The following is a 17,953-nucleotide window of genomic DNA, read 5'->3' as shown; positions in this document are numbered from 1 at the left end:
GTGGGCTGTTACCGATTCACAAGCCAGAACTACTCTAACCCAGAATGCCAAGGCATTTTGATGAATGTCCTGTAATGAACCCGACATCCCGTCTTTACATGAAAAATAGCGCGTTTTCAGCGAGTTACGCCAAGAAGAGGCGCGCCGGGCCGGTTTCGGTCGTTCGTGTGAGGCCGGCCACGGGTAATCCGCGACGGGGCTGGCTCACAGCCGGACATCTGCTGATCCCCGTGGCGCTGGGGCGGGGCGGTATCCTCGCCAACAAGCGCGAGGGCGACGGCGGCACCCCCCGGGGCAGCTTCCGGCCGCGGCAATTATGGTGGCGGGCCGACCGGCACAGCCGGCCGCGAACGTTCCTCCCGGCCCGGCCCATCGCCGACGACGATGCCTGGTGCGAGGCCCCCGGGGATCGCCATTACAACCGGCACATCCGGCTTGGACGGGAGCAGGGGGGCGACCGCCTCAAGCGCACCGACCAGCTCTACGATTTCATCGTCGAGATCGACCACAACACCAGGCCGCGCATCGCCGGCCGCGGCAGCGCGGTCTTCCTGCACCTGGCGCGCGACAATTTCGGCCCGACCGCCGGCTGTGTCTCGATGACCGGATCTGCGATGCTGCAATTGCTGCGGCGACTGGGGCCGCGAACACGGCTCATCATCGGGTGAGGGACCATGCTCGACAAGGATCAGATCGCAACCGCCTCGGACGTCCTCGTCAGACATTGGCGCGACGGCACCAAGCTTGAAGCGCTGGAGCAGCGCCTGCGACCGCAAAGCCGCGCCGAGGGCTACGCGGTGCAGGCCGCGCTGGAAACGCGACCGGCCGCAAAGCTGTTCGGCTGGAAGATCGCGGCGACCAGCGAGGCCGGCCAGAAGCACATCAATGTCGCCGGTCCCATGGCCGGACGCATCCTGGGCGAGACCGTCATCGCCGACGGCGGCACCGCCTCGATGAAGGGCAACGAGATGCGCGTCGGCGAGCCTGAATTCGCCTTCCGCATGGAACGCGACCTCGTGCCGCGCGACGCGCCGTTCAGCGTCGAGCAGGTGCTCGCCGCCGTGGACACATTGCATCCGGCCATCGAGATTCCCGATTCGCGCTTTGCCGATTTCGCCGGTGCCGGCGAGGCGCAACTCATCGCCGACAATGCCTGCGCGCATCTGTTCGTGCTGGGCGCGCCCGCCACTGCCGACTGGCGCGCGATGGATCTGGTCGAGGAGCGTCCGCAGATCGCGTTGCGCGGCCAGCACTATGTCGGCCACGGCAAGAACGTTCTCGGCGATCCTCGCGCGGCGCTGACCTGGCTTGCGAACGAACTGCGCGCGCTCGGCATCACATTGAGAGCAGGAGAGGTGGTGACGACCGGGACCTGCCATCCGCCACTGCCGATACAGGCAGGCGATCATTTCGCCGCGGATTTCGGCGTGCTGGGAAAGGTGTCGGTGACGTTCGCCTAGGCGCTGCCGTCGTCGCCGTCATGGCGAACGAAGCCAGGCAATCCAGGCTGTCGCCACCGAGGGATTCTGGATCGCTTCGCGGAGCCTGTCATCGGGCCGCGCCACGCGCGAACCCGCTGGCTCGCGATGACGAAATCGAGTGCCTCGTGAAGCAGGAACTTCGTCCGATGGACTCGGGCCGACGGCAGTCAGCGATGCCCGAAGATCGCACTTCCCACGCGGACATGAGTGGCGCCGAGCATGATGGCGTTGGCGAAATCGGCGCTCATGCCCATCGACAGGTTCTTCAGTCCGTTGCGCGCCGCGATCTTGGCGGTCAGCGCGAAATGCGCTGACGGTGGCTCGTCGACCGGCGGAATGCACATCAGTCCCGAGATCGTCAGGCCATAACTGTCGCGGCAGCTTGCGATGAAGGCATCGGCTTCGGCGGGCGCGATGCCGGCCTTCTGCGGCTCCTCGCCGGTGTTGATCTGGACGAACAGTTGCGGGTGCCTGTTCTGGGATTCGATCTCCTTGGCTAACGCCTGGCAAATGCTCGGGCGGTCGACCGAATGGATGGCATCGAACAGCGCGACCGCTTCCTTGGCCTTGTTGGATTGCAGCGGCCCGATCAGATGCAGCGCGATATCCGGCTGAGCGGCCGTCAACTCGGGCCATTTGCCCTTGGCTTCCTGCACGCGATTCTCGCCGAACACGCGCTGACCGGCGGCGATCACCGGCAAAATCGCATCCGCCGCGAACGTCTTGGACACCGCGATGAGCGTCACCGAGCTTCGCTCGCGCCGTGCGTCCTTGCAGGCCCGCGCGATCTCCGCTTCGACGGCGGCGAGCGCATTTGGTGAATGATCGGTTAGCGGTGTCGGGCTGGATTCGGTCATGACGTCAACTGGCTGTGATCGCAACGAAGGTAGTTCCAATTTTACCGAGTTCAAGAAAGGGTTTTTGAAGCCTTCGCTTTACCTTGCCGCGCGGGGTGGGTAGCGAAGATGTCAAACGTCAGTCTCAACCGCAAACGAGCGAAACTCAAGCAGGTTCTCGGAATCCGGGCACGGCTTGCGTTGCTCGCGGTGATTCTGGTGACGCCCCTGATGCTCGAGCGCATCCGTTCGCTCGAGGAGACGCGCTCGCGGCAGATCGCGCAGGCCGTGACCGAATTCACGACCATCGCGAGGCACAGCGCCGATGCGCAGCGCGAGGTGATCTCCTCGGTCGAGACCATCCTGAAATCGGAGGCGTTCATCCGCGCCTCCGCCGGCGGCATCAGCAAGAGCTGCGACGTATTGCGCGCCAGCCTGCCGTCGAATCTTCCCTGGATCCGCACGCTGCTGATCGCCGGCCAGGACGGCCGCATCCAGTGCGCCACCAACAACATGTATGTCGGCCTCGATCTCAGTGACCGGCCCTATTTCCAGCAGGCGCAGGAGACCGGGCGCTTCGTGCTGAGCGACTTCATCCTGTCGCGGCCGGTGCTGGCACCGACCGTCATGGCGGTCTATCCGGTGTCCGCCTTCAGCGGCGTCACGGATGCCGTCGTGCTGGCGACCGTCAACCTCGACTGGATGTCGAAGGTGATGAGCAATCTCGGCGGCCGCGCCGGCATCACCGCCGTGCTGGTCGACAGCGCCGGCACCGTGCTGGCCGCGCCGGCCGACCACAACAGCGCGGTCGGGCGCCCGCTCGACAACATGCCCTTGATGTCGGCGATCGCCGACAAGGCGCTGCGCTCGGACCAGGACGAAGGCTCGCTGTCGTTCCTCGCCGCGGACGGCTCACGCCGCGCGGTCAGCTATATCCGCATCGCCGGCACTAAGGCCCGCCTGATCGCCAGCATCGACGAGGACAAGGTGTCCGCGGCGGTCAGCCGCGACATCCGCACCGCCTATCTGCAGCTCGCTTTCGTCGTGGTGTTCGTCCTGCTCGGCGCCCTGATCGCCGCAGAGAAACTGGTGATCAAGCCGATCGAGATGCTCGCGGACATGGCCAAGCGCCTCGGCGAGGGCGATCTGTCGGCGCGCGCCGCGCGCAACCGGCTGCCGTCGGAATTCGTGCCGCTGGCCCGCGCCTTCAACGCGATGGCGGCACAATTGAGCCAGCGCGAACGCGAGCTGATCGCGAGCAACGACCGGCTGACCGTGATGGCATCGATCGACATGCTGTCCGGGCTCGCCAACCGCCGCGGCTTCCAGAGCCGGCTCGATTTCGAATGGATGCGCGCGCAGCAATATGGCAGCGATCTCGCGCTGCTGATGATCGACGTCGACCATTTCAAGCTGTTCAACGACACCTACGGCCACCTCGAAGGCGATTCCTGCCTGACCAGGCTCGGCGAGACGCTGTCGGGTATCGCCGCCGACACGATGGGCTTTGCGGCGCGCTATGGCGGGGAGGAATTCTGCCTGCTGCTGCCGAACACCGGCGTGGTGCGCGCGGTCGAGATCGGCGAGCAGGTGCGCGCGGCGGTGCTGCGGCTCTGCCTGCCTCACATCACCTCCAACCACATGATCGTCACCGTTTCGATCGGCGTCGCCGCCACGAAGCCCAACGAGACCCTGCGTCCGGGTGATCTGATCGAAGCCGCCGACGCCGCGCTCTACGCGGCCAAGCACCGCGGCCGCAACAATGTCGTCGAGCACGGCATCCTGGTCATCGATAACGGCGCGGCCGAGATCGCGATGGCGGGCTGATTCCCGGGTCGGGCCGAAACGGCCCCCGCGAGTCACGCCGATGCGGCGCGGTCGAGTTCGTCTTCCGTGACCACGCGATTGCGCCCGTGACCCTTGGCCAGGTAGAGCGCACGATCGCATCGCTCGATCAGGTCGCTGATCGCTTCACCGGACCGGTACTGGGCCACGCCGATCGAGACCGTGATGTTGGGCAGGACCTCGCCGGTCGAGCGACGCGTGATGCGGCATTCGGCGATCGCGCGCCTGATGCGCTCGGCGATGCCGACGCCAGCGGCAAGACCGGCATCCGGCAGCACGGCCATCAATTCCTCGCCACCGTAGCGCGCCGGAAGATCCTGGTCGCGAACCTTTTCCCGCAGCACCTTGGCCACGAGACGCAGCACCTGGTCGCCGACGCCGTGGCCGAAATTGTCGTTGAAGCTCTTGAAGTGGTCGATATCGAGCATCATCACGCTGAGCGGCGCACCGGCCTTGGCTTGGGCCTTGCGCAGGAATTCGTCGAGCGCATGCCGGTTGGCGAGGCCAGTCAACGTGTCGGTCCGGGCGCGCTCTTCGGATTTGGAGAGTGAATCGCGAATCACGTCGAGCTCGCGGGTCTTTTCCGCAAAGCCGGCCTCGAGCAGCGTCGCCCGGTTCGCGGCGCGTGCCAGCTCGTTCATGAGCTGCACGACCAGCGCCTTCGGATCGACGCCGGCGCGGCCCTGGTCGGCGACCTCGCTGATCACCCGCATCTGGGAATGATTGTCGGCGATCGCTGTCGACAGGAACTCCTTTGCCGTCCCCATCAACGCATGCAGGCGCCCGGATGTCGCGGAGACGACGGTGCCGGCGTCCGGTTCGACATAGGTCTCGAACAGGTGCTGATTGGTCCGGGCGTCGAAGGGACGGTTGTGGTCGATCAAGAGGTCGATGGCATTGCGCAGGTCGTCATGGCTGCCCGCGAAATAATGGAACCAGACGGCGAAATTGCTGGGCGTCGGCGGAATCCGCTGCTCGGCCATGCTCCGCACCGCCCGTCCGGCGATGGACGCGGCATAGTCGTAATCGGGATCGTCGAAGCCTGAATCCATCGCCCGGCGGGTGCTCTCGGCGGGCAACCTCGCACCGACCCCTTAACCCGATCCCAACAGGGTCTCCGTACTATTGCGGAGCAGCATTGCGGGGTGCCACAGTCCGCGGCAACCCATTGACCCCCTGAGGACTTCTATGGCCTAGTCCGCCGTCTTCAGACGGCCGAGCTCACGAAAACCCAAGATTCCATGACCTCCGAACGCTACAACGCCCGCGACGCCGAACCGCGCTGGCAAGCCACCTGGGACGAACAGGCGATCTTCGTCTCGAAGAACGACGATTCTCGGCCGAAATACTACGTCCTCGAGATGTTCCCCTATCCGTCCGGGCGCATCCATATCGGCCATGTCCGCAATTACACGCTCGGCGACGTGCTGGCCCGCTTCATGCGCGCCAAGGGCTTTAACGTGCTGCATCCGATGGGCTGGGACGCCTTCGGCCTGCCGGCCGAGAACGCCGCCATCGAGCGCAAGGTCGCCCCCAAGGCCTGGACCTACGACAACATCGCCGCGATGAAGAAGCAGCTCCGCTCGATCGGGCTGTCGCTGGACTGGAGCCGGGAGATCGCCACCTGCGATCCCTCCTACTACAAGCACCAGCAGAAGATGTTTCTGGACTTCCTGCGCGAGGGCCTCGCCGAGCGCGAGAAGCGCAAGGTGAACTGGGACCCCGTCGACATGACCGTGCTCGCCAACGAGCAGGTGATCGACGGCAAGGGCTGGCGGTCCGGCGCTGTGGTCGAACAGCGCGAGATGAACCAGTGGGTCTTCAAGATCACGAAGTACTCGCAGGAGCTGCTCTCCGCGCTCGACGGGCTGGATCGCTGGCCCGACAAGGTGCGGCTGATGCAGCGGAACTGGATCGGCCGGTCCGAGGGCCTGCTGATCCGCTTCGCGCTGGATGTGGCGACCACGCCGGCCGGCGAGAGCGAGCTGAAGATCTTCACCACGCGCCCCGACACGCTGTTCGGCGCCAAGTTCATGGCGATCTCGGCCGATCATCCGCTGGCGCAGGCCGCCGCCGCCAAGAATCCGAAGCTCGCCGAGTTCATCAGCGAGATCAAGAAAATCGGCACGGCGCAGGAGGTCATCGACACCGCGGAGAAGCAGGGTTTCGACACCGGCATCCGCGCAGTTCATCCGTTCGACCCGACCTGGAAGCTGCCGGTCTACGTCGCCAACTTCGTGCTGATGGAATACGGCACCGGCGCGATCTTCGGCTGTCCCGCGCACGATCAGCGCGACCTCGATTTCGTCAACAAGTACAACCTCGGCAACACGCCCGTGGTGTGCCCCGAGGGCCAGGATCCCAATACGTTCGTGATCACCGACACCGCCTATGATGGTGACGGCCGCATGATCAATTCCCGCTTCCTCGACGGCCTGAGCATCGATCAGGCCAAGGAAGAGGTGGCCAAGCGTCTCGAAAGCGAGCTGCGCGGCAATGCGCCGGTCGGCGAGCGTCAGGTGAATTTCCGCCTGCGCGACTGGGGCATCTCGCGCCAGCGCTATTGGGGCTGCCCGATCCCCGTCATCCATTGCCCGACATGCGATGTGGTGCCGGTGCCGGATGCCGACCTTCCGGTCAAGCTGCCGGACGACGCAACCTTCGACAAGCCGGGCAACGCGCTCGACCATCACCCGACCTGGAAGCACGTCACCTGCCCGAAATGCGGTGGCAAGGCCCAGCGCGAGACCGACACGATGGACACGTTCGTGGACTCGTCGTGGTACTTCGCGCGCTTCACCGATCCCTGGAACGAGAACGCGCCGACGACACCCGCGGTCGCCAACCGGATGCTGCCGGTCGACCAGTATATCGGCGGCGTCGAGCATGCGATCCTGCATCTGCTCTACAGCCGCTTCTTCACCCGCGCGATGAAGGCGACCGGACACGTCGCGCTGGACGAGCCGTTCGCAGGCATGTTCACGCAGGGCATGGTGGTGCACGAGACCTACCAGAAGGCCGACGGCACCTATGTGCAGCCGGTCGAGGTGAAGGTCGAGGGCACCGGCAATGACCGCCGCGCGACGCTGATCACGACCGGCGAAGACATCCAGATCGGCGCGATCGAGAAGATGTCGAAGTCGAAGAAGAACACGGTCGACCCCGACGACATCATCGCGACCTACGGCGCCGACGTCGCACGCTGGTTCATGCTGTCGGACTCCCCGCCCGACCGCGACGTGATCTGGAGCGACGAGCGCGTCCAGGGCGCCTCGCGCTTCGTGCAGCGGCTGTGGCGGCTAGTAAACGACGCCGCGGAACTCGGCAAAGGCGCGCCGGCCAGCCGGCCGGCCTCGTTCGGCCCCGACGCGACCGCCCTGCGCAAGGCCGCTCACGGCGCGTTGGACAAGGTCACCACCGGGATCGAGCGGCTGCACTTCAACGTCTGCCTCGCCCATATCCGCGAATTCGCCAACACGTTCTCGGATGTGCTGCAGCGCGCCGATCAGCCGGCCGCGGGCGTGGCGCCGGATTTGGGCTGGGCGATCCGGGAAGCCAGCCAGATCCTGGTCCAGCTGTTCTCCCCGATGATGCCGCACCTGGCCGAGGAGTGCTGGCAGGTCCTGTTCAAGAGCGGCCTGGGCCCGGACGGGCTGGTTTCGGAGGCCAATTGGCCCCAAATCGAACGCGATTTGCTGGTTGAAGACAGCGTGACCCTCGTGGTCCAGGTCAACGGCAAGAAGCGGGGTGAGGTCACGGTTGCAACAGCGGCCCAGAATCCGGAAATCGAGGCTGCCGTTTTGGCCCTTGATGCGGTAACACTGGCCCTGGACGGCAAGCCCGTCCGCAAGGTGATCATCGTCCCCAAGAGGATCGTGAATGTTGTCGGCTAGGATCCGCATCGCAGCCCGCTTGCTGGCGGTCGCCGCCCTGGCGGCGCTGACGGCCGGCTGCTTCCAGCCGATGTATGCCGAGCATACCGACGGCACCCCCGGCCTGCGCGAAAAGCTGATGGGGGTCGATCTGCCCCCGGTCAACAAGCCGAACGCCTCCCGCGAGGCCCGGGTCGGCGTCGAAGTGCGCAACGCCCTCGCCTTCAAGCTCTACGGCACTGCCACCGGCATGCCGCCGACCCACCGCCTCGAGATCCGCTTCACGACCAGCAAGTCGTCGCTGATCGTCGATCCCAATACCGGTCTGCCGAACAGCGAAAATTACGGGATCGACGCCCAGTACAATCTGATCGAGATCGTGACCAACAAGTCGGTGATGACCGGCACGACCTTCTCGCGCGTGTCCTATGACATGCCCGGCTCCTATCAGCGCTTCTCCCGCAACCGCGCGGTCCGCGACGCGGAGGATCGTGCCGCCAACGAGATCGCCGAGAACATCACGACCCGGCTCGCCTCGTTCTTCACGGCGGGCAGCTGAACCCGTCGTTCCGGGACGCCTTGGGCAAGCCCGGAATCTCGATCGACAACTTCCGGATTGCCGGGCCCGCGCCTCGCGCGCCCCGAATGACAATTGGGCCCGATGGTCGCGCTGCGCGGAAAAGAGATCGACGCCTTTCTGGCCCGCCCCGATGCCGGCCGTCCGATCATCCTGCTTTACGGTCCCGACGCCGGCCTCGTGCGCGAGCGCGCCGATGCACTGATCGCGTCCGCCGTCGATGATCCCAACGACCCCTTTTCGCTTGTGAAGCTCGACGGCGACGAGCTCGCCGCAGAACCGTCGCGCCTGGTCGACGAAGCCATGACGGTCCCGCTGTTCGGCGGTCGCCGCGCCATCCGCGTCCGCGCCGGCTCGCGCAGCTTCGCCGCCGGCGTCGACACGCTGGCCGACATGTCGGTGAGGGATTGCCGCATCGTGATCGAGGCCGGCGAACTGCGTCCGGAGTCACCACTGCGCAAGGCGTGCGAACGGGCCAAGACGGCAGTGGCGATCGGCTGCTATCCCGACACCGAACGCGACCTCGCCAGGCTGATGGAGGAGGAGCTCCGCATCGCCAACCTGCGCATCGCCCAGGATGCCCGCGCCGCGCTGATGTCGTTCCTCGGCGGCGACCGCCAGGCCTCGCGCAACGAACTGCGCAAGCTCACGCTCTACGCTCACGGCAAGGGCGAGATCACGCTGGACGACGTGATGGCCGTCGTCGCCGACGCATCCGAGCTGAAGCTCGACCCGATCGTCGACGGCGCCTTCGCCGGACGGCCGGACATCGTCGAGACCGAGTTCGCAAAAGCGATGATCGCCGGCACCTATCCCGGCGTGATCATCTCCGCGGCACAGCGCCAGGCCGCGTGGCTGCACAAATCGGCACTCGCGATCGCCGACGGCACACCGGCATCCGCCGTGCTCGACGGCGGATTTCCACGGCTGCACTTTTCGCGAAAGCCCGCGGTTGAAACCGCGCTGCGCAATTTCAGCGTGGCGCGCCTCGCCGCCATCATCGAGCAGCTTGCAACCGCGGCGCTCGACACCCGCAAGCAATCCGCACTCGCCGCCGCGATCGCCCAGCGCACCCTGATGGCGATCGCCGCGAACGCGAAGCGGCGAGGCTGAGCCCGGCTCGATCGACACTCGTCATTGCGAACGCAGCACTCTCCGCACGTCATTGCGGGCGTAGCTCTTTCCACACTGTCATTGCGAGGAGCGCAAGCGACGAAGCAATCCAGAGTCCCTCTGCGGAACGACTCTGGATTGCTTCGCTACGCTCGCAATGACGGTGTGGAAACAGGCGCGCGCGGAATACTCGGTGTCATTCCGGTCCACGCTTAGCGCAGACCGATTGGCTGGCATGACGGAGCAAAGGCGCCGCCCCTCATCCTGAGGTGCGCGGAACGCGCGTCTCGGAGAATGAAGGCCCGGCCAGAGGCCCTCGCCCTTCGAGACGCCGCTTCGCGGTTCCTCAGGGTGAGGGCGAGAGTTTTTGATTGCCGTGAGCGCGGCAACGACGACGACGACGACTAGAGCGTCCCCTTCGCGAGCCGCTTCATCACCTCGTCGAGCTGATCGAGGTTGCGGTAGTTGATCTGCACGGAGCCGCCGGGGTCGCGATGGCTGACGGTGACCTTGAGACCCAGCGCGTCGCTGACGCGCTTCTCGAGATCGATCGTGTCAGGATCCTTCTCCTTGCCGCCGGCGCGCGCCTTTTGCGGCTTGCGCTCCGGCACGCCTTCCTCATGCGCGAGCGCCTCGGCCTGGCGCACATTGAGGCCTTCCTCGACGATGCGCTTGGCGGCGGCGAGCGGATCGGGCACGCCGATCAGCGCACGGGCATGACCGGCGGTCAGCTCGCCCGACGCGATGAAGGCCTGCACCTCGGCCGGCAGCTTCGTCAGCCGCATCATGTTGGCGACGTGACTGCGGCTCTTGCCGACGACCTTGGCGATGTCGTCCTGGCTGCGTTTGAACTCGTTGGCGAGCGCGTGATAGCCCAGCGCTTCTTCCATCGGGTTGAGGTCCTCGCGCTGCACGTTTTCGACGATCGCGAATTCCAGCGCATCGCTGTCGCTGATGTCGACCGGCACGATCGGCACTTCGTGCAGGCCGGCGATCTGTGAGGCGCGCCACCGCCGCTCGCCGGCGATGATCTCGAAGCGATCCTGCGTGCCCTTCACCGGGCGCACCACGATCGGCTGGATCACACCGTGCTGCTTGATGGACTCGGACAGCTCCTTGAGCTCCGTTTCCGAAAAGGTGCGGCGCGGATTGCGAGGATTGGCCTTGATGAATTCGATCGGCACCTTGCGCTGCGCGCGCGGCCGATCGACGTGCTGTGCCTCGCCGCCGACGTCACCGATCAGGCTCGCAAGCCCCCGGCCCAGTCGCGAACGCGCTTCGTCGGCCATTGCCAGCTCCCTTGGATTCAACTCGAACGCTCCTGTTACTTGGTCTTCGTCATTCCGGGCCGCGCGAAGCGCGAATCCGGAATCGCTGTCATGGTATCGTTGGTCTCATCTCGGGATTCCGGATCGACTCGCATGCCGCGACTTGTCCGGAATGACCTCGCCTCAATTCAATGCGTGACGCGCAGCTCGCGTTCGCGCTGGATCACTTCGGTCGCGAGCCGCAAGTAAGCTTCGCTGCCGACGCATTTGAGATCATAGACCAGCACCGGCTTGCCGTAGGACGGCGCCTCGGAAATGCGCACGTTGCGCGGGATCATGGTCTTGTAGACCTTCTCGCCCATGAACTGCCGCACGTCGGCGACGACCTGGTTCGAGAGGTTGTTGCGCGAGTCGAACATCGTCAGCACGATGCCGTGGATCGACAGATTGGGATTGAGAGTCGAACGCACCTGCTCCACCGTCTGCAGCAATTGCGACAGACCTTCGAGCGCGAAGAACTCGCATTGCAGCGGCACCAGGATCGCGTCGGACGCGGCCATCGCGTTCACCGTGAGCAGGTTCAGCGACGGCGGGCAGTCGATCAGAACATAGGTGTAGTCGGCATCCGGCGAGACGTTGTTGTTGAGCGCGCCGATCGCATCGCGCAGCTTGAATGCACGGCCCGGCGTGGTGCCGAGCTCGAGCTCGAGGCCGGAGAGATCCATGGTCGAGGGCGCGATGTGCAGCCGGGGCACCGCGGTCGAGACCACCGCCTCGCGCAGATTCGCTTCGCCGACGAGCACGTCGTAGGTCGAGCAGGAGCGGCTGCGGCGATCGATGCCGAGACCGGTCGAGGCGTTGCCCTGCGGGTCGAGGTCGACGATCAGGACGCGCTCGCCGATCGCAGCGAGCGCGGTGCCGAGATTGATCGCTGTGGTTGTCTTTCCCACGCCGCCCTTCTGATTCGCCAGCGCCAGGATGCGCGGGTGGCCGTGCGGCACCTCGGCGGTCTGTTCTTGCTGCGGTTCGTCAATCACGGTCATCGAAATTCCCCACTCAACCCCTGAACGCGTCAGCCGCGCCGTTCGATGGTAGCCAGCTCCACGATCCAGCCGTCACCGGTGCGGCTTCGATGGAGTTGAGGCTGAATATTCCAATATTTAGCGGCCTCGGTCAATTCGGCCTCTACATCTTGACCCTTCGGAAATAACGCTTTTGCGCCGTTGCGCACCAGCGGCTCCGCAAAGCCGATGAGTTGATGTAGCGGAGCGAGCGCCCGCGCGGTGACGCAATCAACCGGGCCGGTGATTCTATCCACATTATCCCCGATCTCAGCGAGATGTACGACTCCCGGAGATGTGGTGACGCGAATCGCTTCGCGCAGGAACGCAGCCTTCTTGGCGATTCGTTCGACGAGATGGACACGGGCGCCCGGCGCTCCGGCCATGGCGCAGGCCAGGACGACGCCTGGAAAACCGCCGCCACTGCCAAGATCAGCCCAGCGCCTGGCCGATGGCGCGAGGTCTATGAGCTGAAGCGAATCGGCGATGTGCCGGGTCCAGAGATGCGGCAGGGTCGAGGGTGCGACCAGATTGGTCTTGGCCTGCCATTCGCGCAGCAGCGCGATGTAGCGATCAAGCCGCGCCTCCGTTTCATGTGAAACGGGAGCGAGCTTCAACGCTGCGATCTTGTCGGCCGCGATGATGGAATCGAGTGACTTGTCGGCCGCCCCGGCCTTGTCGATCGCCCGGCCGGCCGGTGCCGGGTCAGCGCGACGCGGCGTCCCCTCGCCCGGCCCGGTCCGCCGTGATCCCAATCTGCCGCCATCCGGCCCGCGCTGTTTCACGTGAAACGCCTATGCGATCGCTTTTGAGGTCTTCCGAGACTCGCGCCGGAGATAGGCCGCGAGGATGCCGAGTGCGGCCGGCGTCATCCCATCGATCCGGCCGGCCTGGCCGACCGTGAATGGCCGTGCCTTCTCCAGCTTCGCCCGCACCTCGTTGGAGAGACCCGGGACCAGCTTGTAGTCGACCTCCGACAGCACCATCCCCTCGTCCCGCCTGAAGGCTTCGACATCGGCGCTCTGGCGCTCCAGATAGACGTCGTACTTGGCGTCGATCTCGAGATGGGTGGCGATGACGGGGTCGACGGTGGACAGCTCCGGCCAGATCGTGCGGACCTGGCTCCAGCCGATGTCCGGATAGGCCATCAGCTCGAAGGCGGACCGGCGCTGGCCATCCCGGTTCAGGGATAGGCCGTGCTTGATCGCCTCATTGGGGGTGATGCTCAGCGACTTCGACAGCGTCCGGGCCGCGTTCAGCGCGTCCATCTTGCTGCGATGGTGCCGGGTCCGGGCACCTCCGACGCATCCGAGGGCGATACCCTTCTCCGTCAGGCGCTGGTCGGCGTTGTCCGCACGCAGCGTCAGCCGATACTCGGCCCGGGAGGTGAACATCCGATAGGGTTCGCTGATCCCGCGGGTGACAAGATCGTCGATCATCACGCCGAGGTAGCCATCGGCCCGGTCGAACACCGTCAGGGCCGCACCACTGGCCGACAGCGCCGCATTCAGACCCGCGACGATGCCCTGCCCGGCCGCTTCCTCGTATCCGGTGGTGCCATTGATCTGGCCGGCCAGGAACAGGCCACGCAAACGCTTGGTCTGAAGGGTCGGATCGAGCTCGCGGGGGTCGATATGGTCGTATTCGATGGCGTAGCCCGGACGAACCATCTTCACCCGTTCCAGGCCTGGGATGGTCGTGAGGATCGCGAGCTGGACCTCCTCCGGCAGCGAAGTCGAGATGCCGTTGGGATAGACGGTCGTATCGTCCAGCCCTTCCGGCTCCAGGAAGACCTGGTGGCCGTCGCGGTCGCCAAACCGGACGATCTTGTCCTCGATCGAGGGGCAATAGCGCGGTCCGGAGCTCTTGATCTGGCCGGAGTACATGGGGGAGCGATGGACGTTGGCCCGGATCACCTCATGGGTCGCGGGCGTCGTCCGGGTGATCCCGCACTGGATCTGCAGCGTGGTGATCCGGTCCGTCATCACGGAAAACGGCTCCGGCGGTTCGTCACCGGGCTGCATTTCGACTGCGGACCAGTCGATCGTGGTGCCATCGAGCCGCGGAGGCGTCCCGGTCTTGAGCCGCCCAAGCGTGAAGCCGGCGCGCTCAAAGGAGCTCGAAAGACCCATCGCCGGAGCCTCGCCGACACGGCCGGCGGGCCAGTTCTTCTCACCGAGGTGGATCAGACCACGCAGGAAGGTGCCAGTGGTGACGACAATGGCGCCTGCCCCGAAGATCCGGCCGTCGGCCAAGCGAAGACCTGTCATCCGGCCATCGGCCACGATCAGTTCATCGGCCTCACCTTCGATCACGGAGAGACGCTCGGTCTCCGAGATCGCAGCCTGCATCGCGGCGGCGTAGAGCTTGCGGTCGGCCTGGGCGCGAGGACCACGGACAGCGGGACCCTTGCGGCGATTGAGGACACGAAACTGGATGCCGCCGGCATCGCCGACACGGCCCATCAGACCGTCGAGCGCATCGACTTCGCGGACCAGATGACCCTTGCCGAGACCACCGATGGCGGGATTGCAGGACATCGCACCGACGGTCGAGAACCGGTGCGTGACCAGAGCCGTCGCCGCACCCATCCGGGCCGACGCAGCCGCGGCCTCACAGCCGGCATGACCGCCGCCAATGACGATGACGTCGAAACGCTCTCGCTCTGATCGCATGCGCGGACTTCTAGCTCAGCGGCGGGAAAGCCGGAAGTGGAAACTGGCTGACGCGCCTGTTTCACGTGAAACAGACGAGGTCCTGAGGCCGGAAAGCATTTCGCGAAAACAACCCCATGCACAGTAGAGCGGGTGTTGGGATGGTTGGTGTTTCACGTGAAACAAGGACGCCTTGGAAAGGCAGGAGCTGCAGAGCTGGAACGGGCTTCTCGCAGGCAACGCTTCCTGACGTGATCCGGCAAACCTACATGAGTGGTCCTGCGCAGCACATCAAAGCCCGACCCGTCCAAGACAGCTGGATTGCTTCGTCGCAAGTGCTCATCGTAATGACGGCGGTAGTGTGAGCCCCGCCCGTACTCCTGCAGCAGAAGGTTTTTAAGCTTTGACGCGACGACCAAAAAGTGGGGCTCGTGCGTGCTGTTTCACGTGAAACAGCTGGATAAGCGCGTCCACCACCGGGGAACACGCACCGTCATACCCTGGGCCGTTACTGAACTGCAGAAGACTATCGCGAAGACGGGTCTCGTTGTTGTGAGCAAAGAGAAGCAATCAGGAACTCTGTCGGAACGAGCGGCCTGGATTGTTTCGTCGCAAGGGCTATTCGCCATGACGAGGGGTGTGGTGCCTGCGCTGGGCACACCGCAGCATAACCTCCATGAACCGAAACCAGCGAAACCGTCATTGCGAGCGCCGGAACAAGGCCCCTCCTGAGGTCGCCTCGGGCAGGTAGAGCGTTACTGCCGCCGGGTCACCGGAACCTTGTTTCACGTGAAACAGACGGGAACCGCCGGCGCGTGTTCCACATGAAACAGCAAGAAGTGGAACAAGCGCTAGTTCTAGGATGAAGAACTAGCGCTACTTTCCAATGCAGAATTTCTGGAAGATGGCCCCGAGGACGTCCTCGACGTCGACCCGACCGAGCAGCCGGCCCAAGGCGTAAGCGGCGGCACGGAGTTCCTCGGCGGCGAGCTCCTCGCCGTCTTCTACAAGCTCCAGACTCCGGCGCAAGCTCTCTGACGCCTGCCACAACAGATCGCGCTGTCGGGCCCGAGTCACCAACGCCCCCTCGCTGGTTCCGAAAAACTCGGACGCGAATCCGACGAGCGCATCGACCAGGTCCGGCAGGCCATCGCCGCGCTGCGCCGAGATCGCGAAATGTCTGCTGGCTCCGAAATCGACGGTCGCGACTTCTGCCGCGAGGTCGATCTTGTTGCGGATCATCCAGACCGGCGCCGTCCCCGACGGGCGCTGGTCGACCTCGGCCTTCGGGTCCGTCAGCCACAGCACGAGATCGGCATCCGCGGCGCGTGCCCTGGCCCGGCGCACGCCCTCCTGCTCCACGGGATCCTCGGTCTCACGGATGCCTGCGGTGTCGATCACCGTGACCGGATATCCGTCGAGATCGAGCTGCACCTCGATCACGTCGCGCGTCGTGCCGGCATGCGGCGAGACGATCGCAACGTCGCGTCGCGCGAGCTGATTGATCAGCGTCGACTTGCCGACATTCGGCTCGCCCGCGATCGCGACCACCAGACCGTCGCGCAGGCGTTCTGCTTGTCCCTGTGCCGCAAGGACTTTTGCGATTTCGCCGTTGAGCTCTGCGATCGCCTTGACTGCCGGCGCCATCAGTTCGGCCGGCACATCGCCTTCGTCCGAGAAATCGATCCCGGCCTCGATCAGCGCCGACGCCTCGATGATTCGCTCTCGCCAATCGCGTGCGCTGTTGCCGAGCAGACCCTGCAATTGACGCAGCGCCTGACGCCGCTGCCGATCCGTGTCGGCGTGGATCAGGTCGTCCAGTCCTTCGGCTTCGGTGAGATCGAGCTTGCCGTTCTCGAAGGCGCGCTGTGTGAACTCGCCCGGCTCGGCCGCCCGCGTATTCGGAATATCGGAAATTGCGGCAATCAGCGCCGCCAGCACCGCGCGTCCGCCATGAACGTGAAATTCGGCGACGTCCTCGCCGGTCGCGCTGCCCGGGCCGGGAAACCACAGCACCACCGCATCGTCGATCGGCTGGCGACCGGCATCCCGCAACAATCGCCGGCTCGCCTGGCGCGGCGCCGGCAGCCTGCCCGCGAGCGTCGTCAGCACCACGCCGGCTCGCGCGCCCGAAACGCGTACCACGGCGATCGCGCTCGGCGCCCGGCCGGACGACAGCGCAAAGATGGTTTGGTCTCGCGGATGCATGGCCTATTTGTCCGGCTCGGACCGAAAACGCAAACGTCTCGTGCCGGGCGACACAGCCCGTTTTGCTGCGATATATGCGCAGCAAATCTCACTTATTGCATCGCACCAATAAGACACCCCGGCTTCCTGCGAGCCTGTCCCAGGCCACCTGCCCAACTGAAGCCGATTGAAGAAAATAATATAATTAAATCAGTTCATTAAATCATACCTCGGCCAAAGCGATTTCTCCGTTTGCTGCGGATTTTGCTGCAACAAAGCGCGCAAAAGAAAAGGGCGCCAAAGGCGCCCTTTCCAATACTCGCTGCGACAGCAGGCTTACGTGTTCATCGAATCGAAGAACTCGGAATTGCTCTTGGTCGAGCGCAGCTTGTCGAGCAGGAAGTCGATCGCGTCCATCGTGCCCATCGGATTGAGGATGCGGCGGAGCACGTACATCTTCTTGAGCACCTGCGGATCGGTGATGAGCTCTTCCTTGCGGGTGCCGGAGCGAGAAATGTCGATCGCCGGGAAGGTGCGCTTGTCCGAGACCTTGCGGTCCAGGATGAGTTCCGAGTTACCGGTGCCCTTGAATTCTTCGAAAATGACTTCGTCCATGCGGCTGCCGGTATCGACCAGCGCGGTCGCGATGATGGTCAACGAGCCGCCCTCCTCGATGTTGCGAGCGGCACCGAAGAAGCGCTTCGGACGCTGCAACGCGTTGGCGTCGACACCGCCGGTCAGCACCTTGCCGGATGACGGCACCACGGTGTTGTAGGCACGGCCGAGGCGGGTGATCGAATCGAGCAGGATGACGACGTCGCGGCCATGCTCGACCAGACGCTTGGCTTTCTCGATCACCATCTCGGCGACCTGGACGTGACGCACGGCGGGTTCGTCGAAGGTCGACGACACGACCTCACCCTTCACCGACCGCTGCATGTCCGTGACTTCTTCCGGGCGTTCGTCGATCAGCAGGACGATCAGATAGCACTCGGGATGATTGTGCGTGATCGAGTGCGCGATGTTCTGCATCAGCACGGTTTTACCGGTGCGCGGCGG

Annotated in this window: 14 protein-coding genes; 6 read left to right on the top strand and 8 right to left on the bottom strand. The window is 64.9% G+C overall.

Annotated features, from left to right (window positions below):
* Positions 1 to 98: 98 nt before the first annotated feature.
* Both QM712_RS25740 and QM712_RS25735 read left to right on the top strand, forming a co-directional pair.
* Positions 99 to 668 (top strand): L,D-transpeptidase family protein, encoded by a 570-nt coding sequence (locus QM712_RS25740; RefSeq protein WP_415025994.1) that lies wholly within the window; start codon positions 99 to 101, stop codon positions 666 to 668.
* A 6-nt stretch (positions 669 to 674) separates the two neighbouring features.
* Positions 675 to 1,460, top strand: a complete 786-nt coding sequence (locus QM712_RS25735; RefSeq protein WP_415025958.1) for a 2-keto-4-pentenoate hydratase — start codon at positions 675 to 677, stop codon at positions 1,458 to 1,460.
* 188 nt (positions 1,461 to 1,648) lie between these two features.
* Here QM712_RS25735 and QM712_RS25730 read toward each other — a convergent pair whose 3' ends face one another.
* Complete coding sequence (locus QM712_RS25730) at positions 1,649 to 2,338, bottom strand: YggS family pyridoxal phosphate-dependent enzyme (protein ID WP_415025957.1); 690 nt, start codon at positions 2,336 to 2,338, stop codon at positions 1,649 to 1,651.
* A gap of 108 nt (positions 2,339 to 2,446) precedes the next feature.
* Between QM712_RS25730 and QM712_RS25725 the strand changes: the two genes are divergently transcribed.
* Positions 2,447 to 4,144, top strand: a complete 1,698-nt coding sequence (locus tag QM712_RS25725) for a diguanylate cyclase domain-containing protein (RefSeq protein ID WP_415025956.1) — start codon at positions 2,447 to 2,449, stop codon at positions 4,142 to 4,144.
* A gap of 32 nt (positions 4,145 to 4,176) precedes the next feature.
* Here QM712_RS25725 and QM712_RS25720 read toward each other — a convergent pair whose 3' ends face one another.
* On the bottom strand, positions 4,177 to 5,214 hold the full coding sequence (locus QM712_RS25720; RefSeq protein WP_415025955.1) for a GGDEF domain-containing protein: 1,038 nt from the start codon (positions 5,212 to 5,214) through the stop codon (positions 4,177 to 4,179).
* A 189-nt stretch (positions 5,215 to 5,403) separates the two neighbouring features.
* Here QM712_RS25720 and leuS point away from each other — a divergent pair, with 189 nt between their 5' ends.
* The 3 genes from leuS to holA all read left to right on the top strand — a co-directional run bounded on the left by leuS (position 5,404) and on the right by holA (position 9,724).
* The gene (leuS, locus tag QM712_RS25715) at positions 5,404 to 8,055 is read left to right on the top strand and encodes a leucine--tRNA ligase (protein WP_415025954.1); all 2,652 of its coding nucleotides are present in this window, start codon (positions 5,404 to 5,406) and stop codon (positions 8,053 to 8,055) included.
* Positions 8,042 to 8,593, top strand: a complete 552-nt coding sequence (gene lptE / locus QM712_RS25710) for an LPS assembly lipoprotein LptE (protein WP_415025953.1) — start codon at positions 8,042 to 8,044, stop codon at positions 8,591 to 8,593. The genes leuS and lptE overlap by 14 nt, the downstream gene beginning before the upstream one ends.
* Positions 8,594 to 8,695: 102 nt before the next feature.
* Positions 8,696 to 9,724, top strand: a complete 1,029-nt coding sequence (gene holA / locus QM712_RS25705) for a DNA polymerase III subunit delta (RefSeq protein WP_415025952.1) — start codon at positions 8,696 to 8,698, stop codon at positions 9,722 to 9,724.
* 404 nt (positions 9,725 to 10,128) lie between these two features.
* On the opposite strand, the gene QM712_RS25700 is transcribed toward holA, so the two are convergent.
* From QM712_RS25700 to rho, 6 genes are all read right to left on the bottom strand, one after another.
* Positions 10,129 to 11,013, bottom strand: coding sequence for a ParB/RepB/Spo0J family partition protein (locus QM712_RS25700; protein ID WP_415025951.1), 885 nt, complete (start codon positions 11,011 to 11,013; stop codon positions 10,129 to 10,131).
* 167 nt (positions 11,014 to 11,180) lie between these two features.
* Entirely contained in the window at positions 11,181 to 12,035 is an 855-nt protein-coding gene (locus tag QM712_RS25695; protein WP_415025950.1) for a ParA family protein, read from the bottom strand.
* A gap of 29 nt (positions 12,036 to 12,064) precedes the next feature.
* Positions 12,065 to 12,697: a 16S rRNA (guanine(527)-N(7))-methyltransferase RsmG gene (gene rsmG, locus QM712_RS25690; protein ID WP_415025993.1), complete on the bottom strand. Its 633-nt coding sequence runs from the start codon at positions 12,695 to 12,697 to the stop codon at positions 12,065 to 12,067.
* Between the two features lie 150 nt (positions 12,698 to 12,847).
* Positions 12,848 to 14,728: a tRNA uridine-5-carboxymethylaminomethyl(34) synthesis enzyme MnmG gene (gene mnmG, locus QM712_RS25685; RefSeq protein WP_415025949.1), complete on the bottom strand. Its 1,881-nt coding sequence runs from the start codon at positions 14,726 to 14,728 to the stop codon at positions 12,848 to 12,850.
* A gap of 855 nt (positions 14,729 to 15,583) precedes the next feature.
* Positions 15,584 to 16,915: a tRNA uridine-5-carboxymethylaminomethyl(34) synthesis GTPase MnmE gene (gene mnmE / locus QM712_RS25680; RefSeq protein WP_415025948.1), complete on the bottom strand. Its 1,332-nt coding sequence runs from the start codon at positions 16,913 to 16,915 to the stop codon at positions 15,584 to 15,586.
* A 315-nt stretch (positions 16,916 to 17,230) separates the two neighbouring features.
* Positions 17,231 to 17,953, bottom strand: a 723-nt coding sequence (gene rho / locus QM712_RS25675) for a transcription termination factor Rho (RefSeq protein ID WP_415025947.1), incomplete at its 5' end; no start/stop codon positions are given.

It is taken from the genome of Bradyrhizobium sp. (assembly GCF_047605465.1).
GTDB lineage: Bacteria > Pseudomonadota > Alphaproteobacteria > Rhizobiales > Xanthobacteraceae > Bradyrhizobium.
This window is presented reverse-complemented; position numbering and strand designations above follow the sequence as displayed.

Excerpts from the sequence above, each read along its gene's own strand:
- mnmG (WP_415025949.1), bottom strand. The coding sequence starts at position 14,728 with ATGCGATCAGAGCGAGAGCGTTTCGACGTCATCGTCATTGGCGGCGGT.
- QM712_RS25695 (WP_415025950.1), bottom strand. The coding sequence starts at position 12,035 with ATGACCGTGATTGACGAACCGCAGCAAGAACAGACCGCCGAGGTGCCG.
- QM712_RS25740 (WP_415025994.1), top strand. The coding sequence starts at position 99 with ATGAAAAATAGCGCGTTTTCAGCGAGTTACGCCAAGAAGAGGCGCGCC.
- QM712_RS25735 (WP_415025958.1), top strand. The coding sequence starts at position 675 with ATGCTCGACAAGGATCAGATCGCAACCGCCTCGGACGTCCTCGTCAGA.
- mnmE (WP_415025948.1), bottom strand. The coding sequence starts at position 16,915 with ATGCATCCGCGAGACCAAACCATCTTTGCGCTGTCGTCCGGCCGGGCG.
- holA (WP_415025952.1), top strand. The coding sequence starts at position 8,696 with ATGGTCGCGCTGCGCGGAAAAGAGATCGACGCCTTTCTGGCCCGCCCC.
- QM712_RS25700 (WP_415025951.1), bottom strand. The coding sequence starts at position 11,013 with ATGGCCGACGAAGCGCGTTCGCGACTGGGCCGGGGGCTTGCGAGCCTG.
- lptE (WP_415025953.1), top strand. The coding sequence starts at position 8,042 with ATGTTGTCGGCTAGGATCCGCATCGCAGCCCGCTTGCTGGCGGTCGCC.
- QM712_RS25725 (WP_415025956.1), top strand. The coding sequence starts at position 2,447 with ATGTCAAACGTCAGTCTCAACCGCAAACGAGCGAAACTCAAGCAGGTT.
- QM712_RS25730 (WP_415025957.1), bottom strand. The coding sequence starts at position 2,338 with ATGACCGAATCCAGCCCGACACCGCTAACCGATCATTCACCAAATGCG.
- QM712_RS25720 (WP_415025955.1), bottom strand. The coding sequence starts at position 5,214 with ATGGATTCAGGCTTCGACGATCCCGATTACGACTATGCCGCGTCCATC.
- leuS (WP_415025954.1), top strand. The coding sequence starts at position 5,404 with ATGACCTCCGAACGCTACAACGCCCGCGACGCCGAACCGCGCTGGCAA.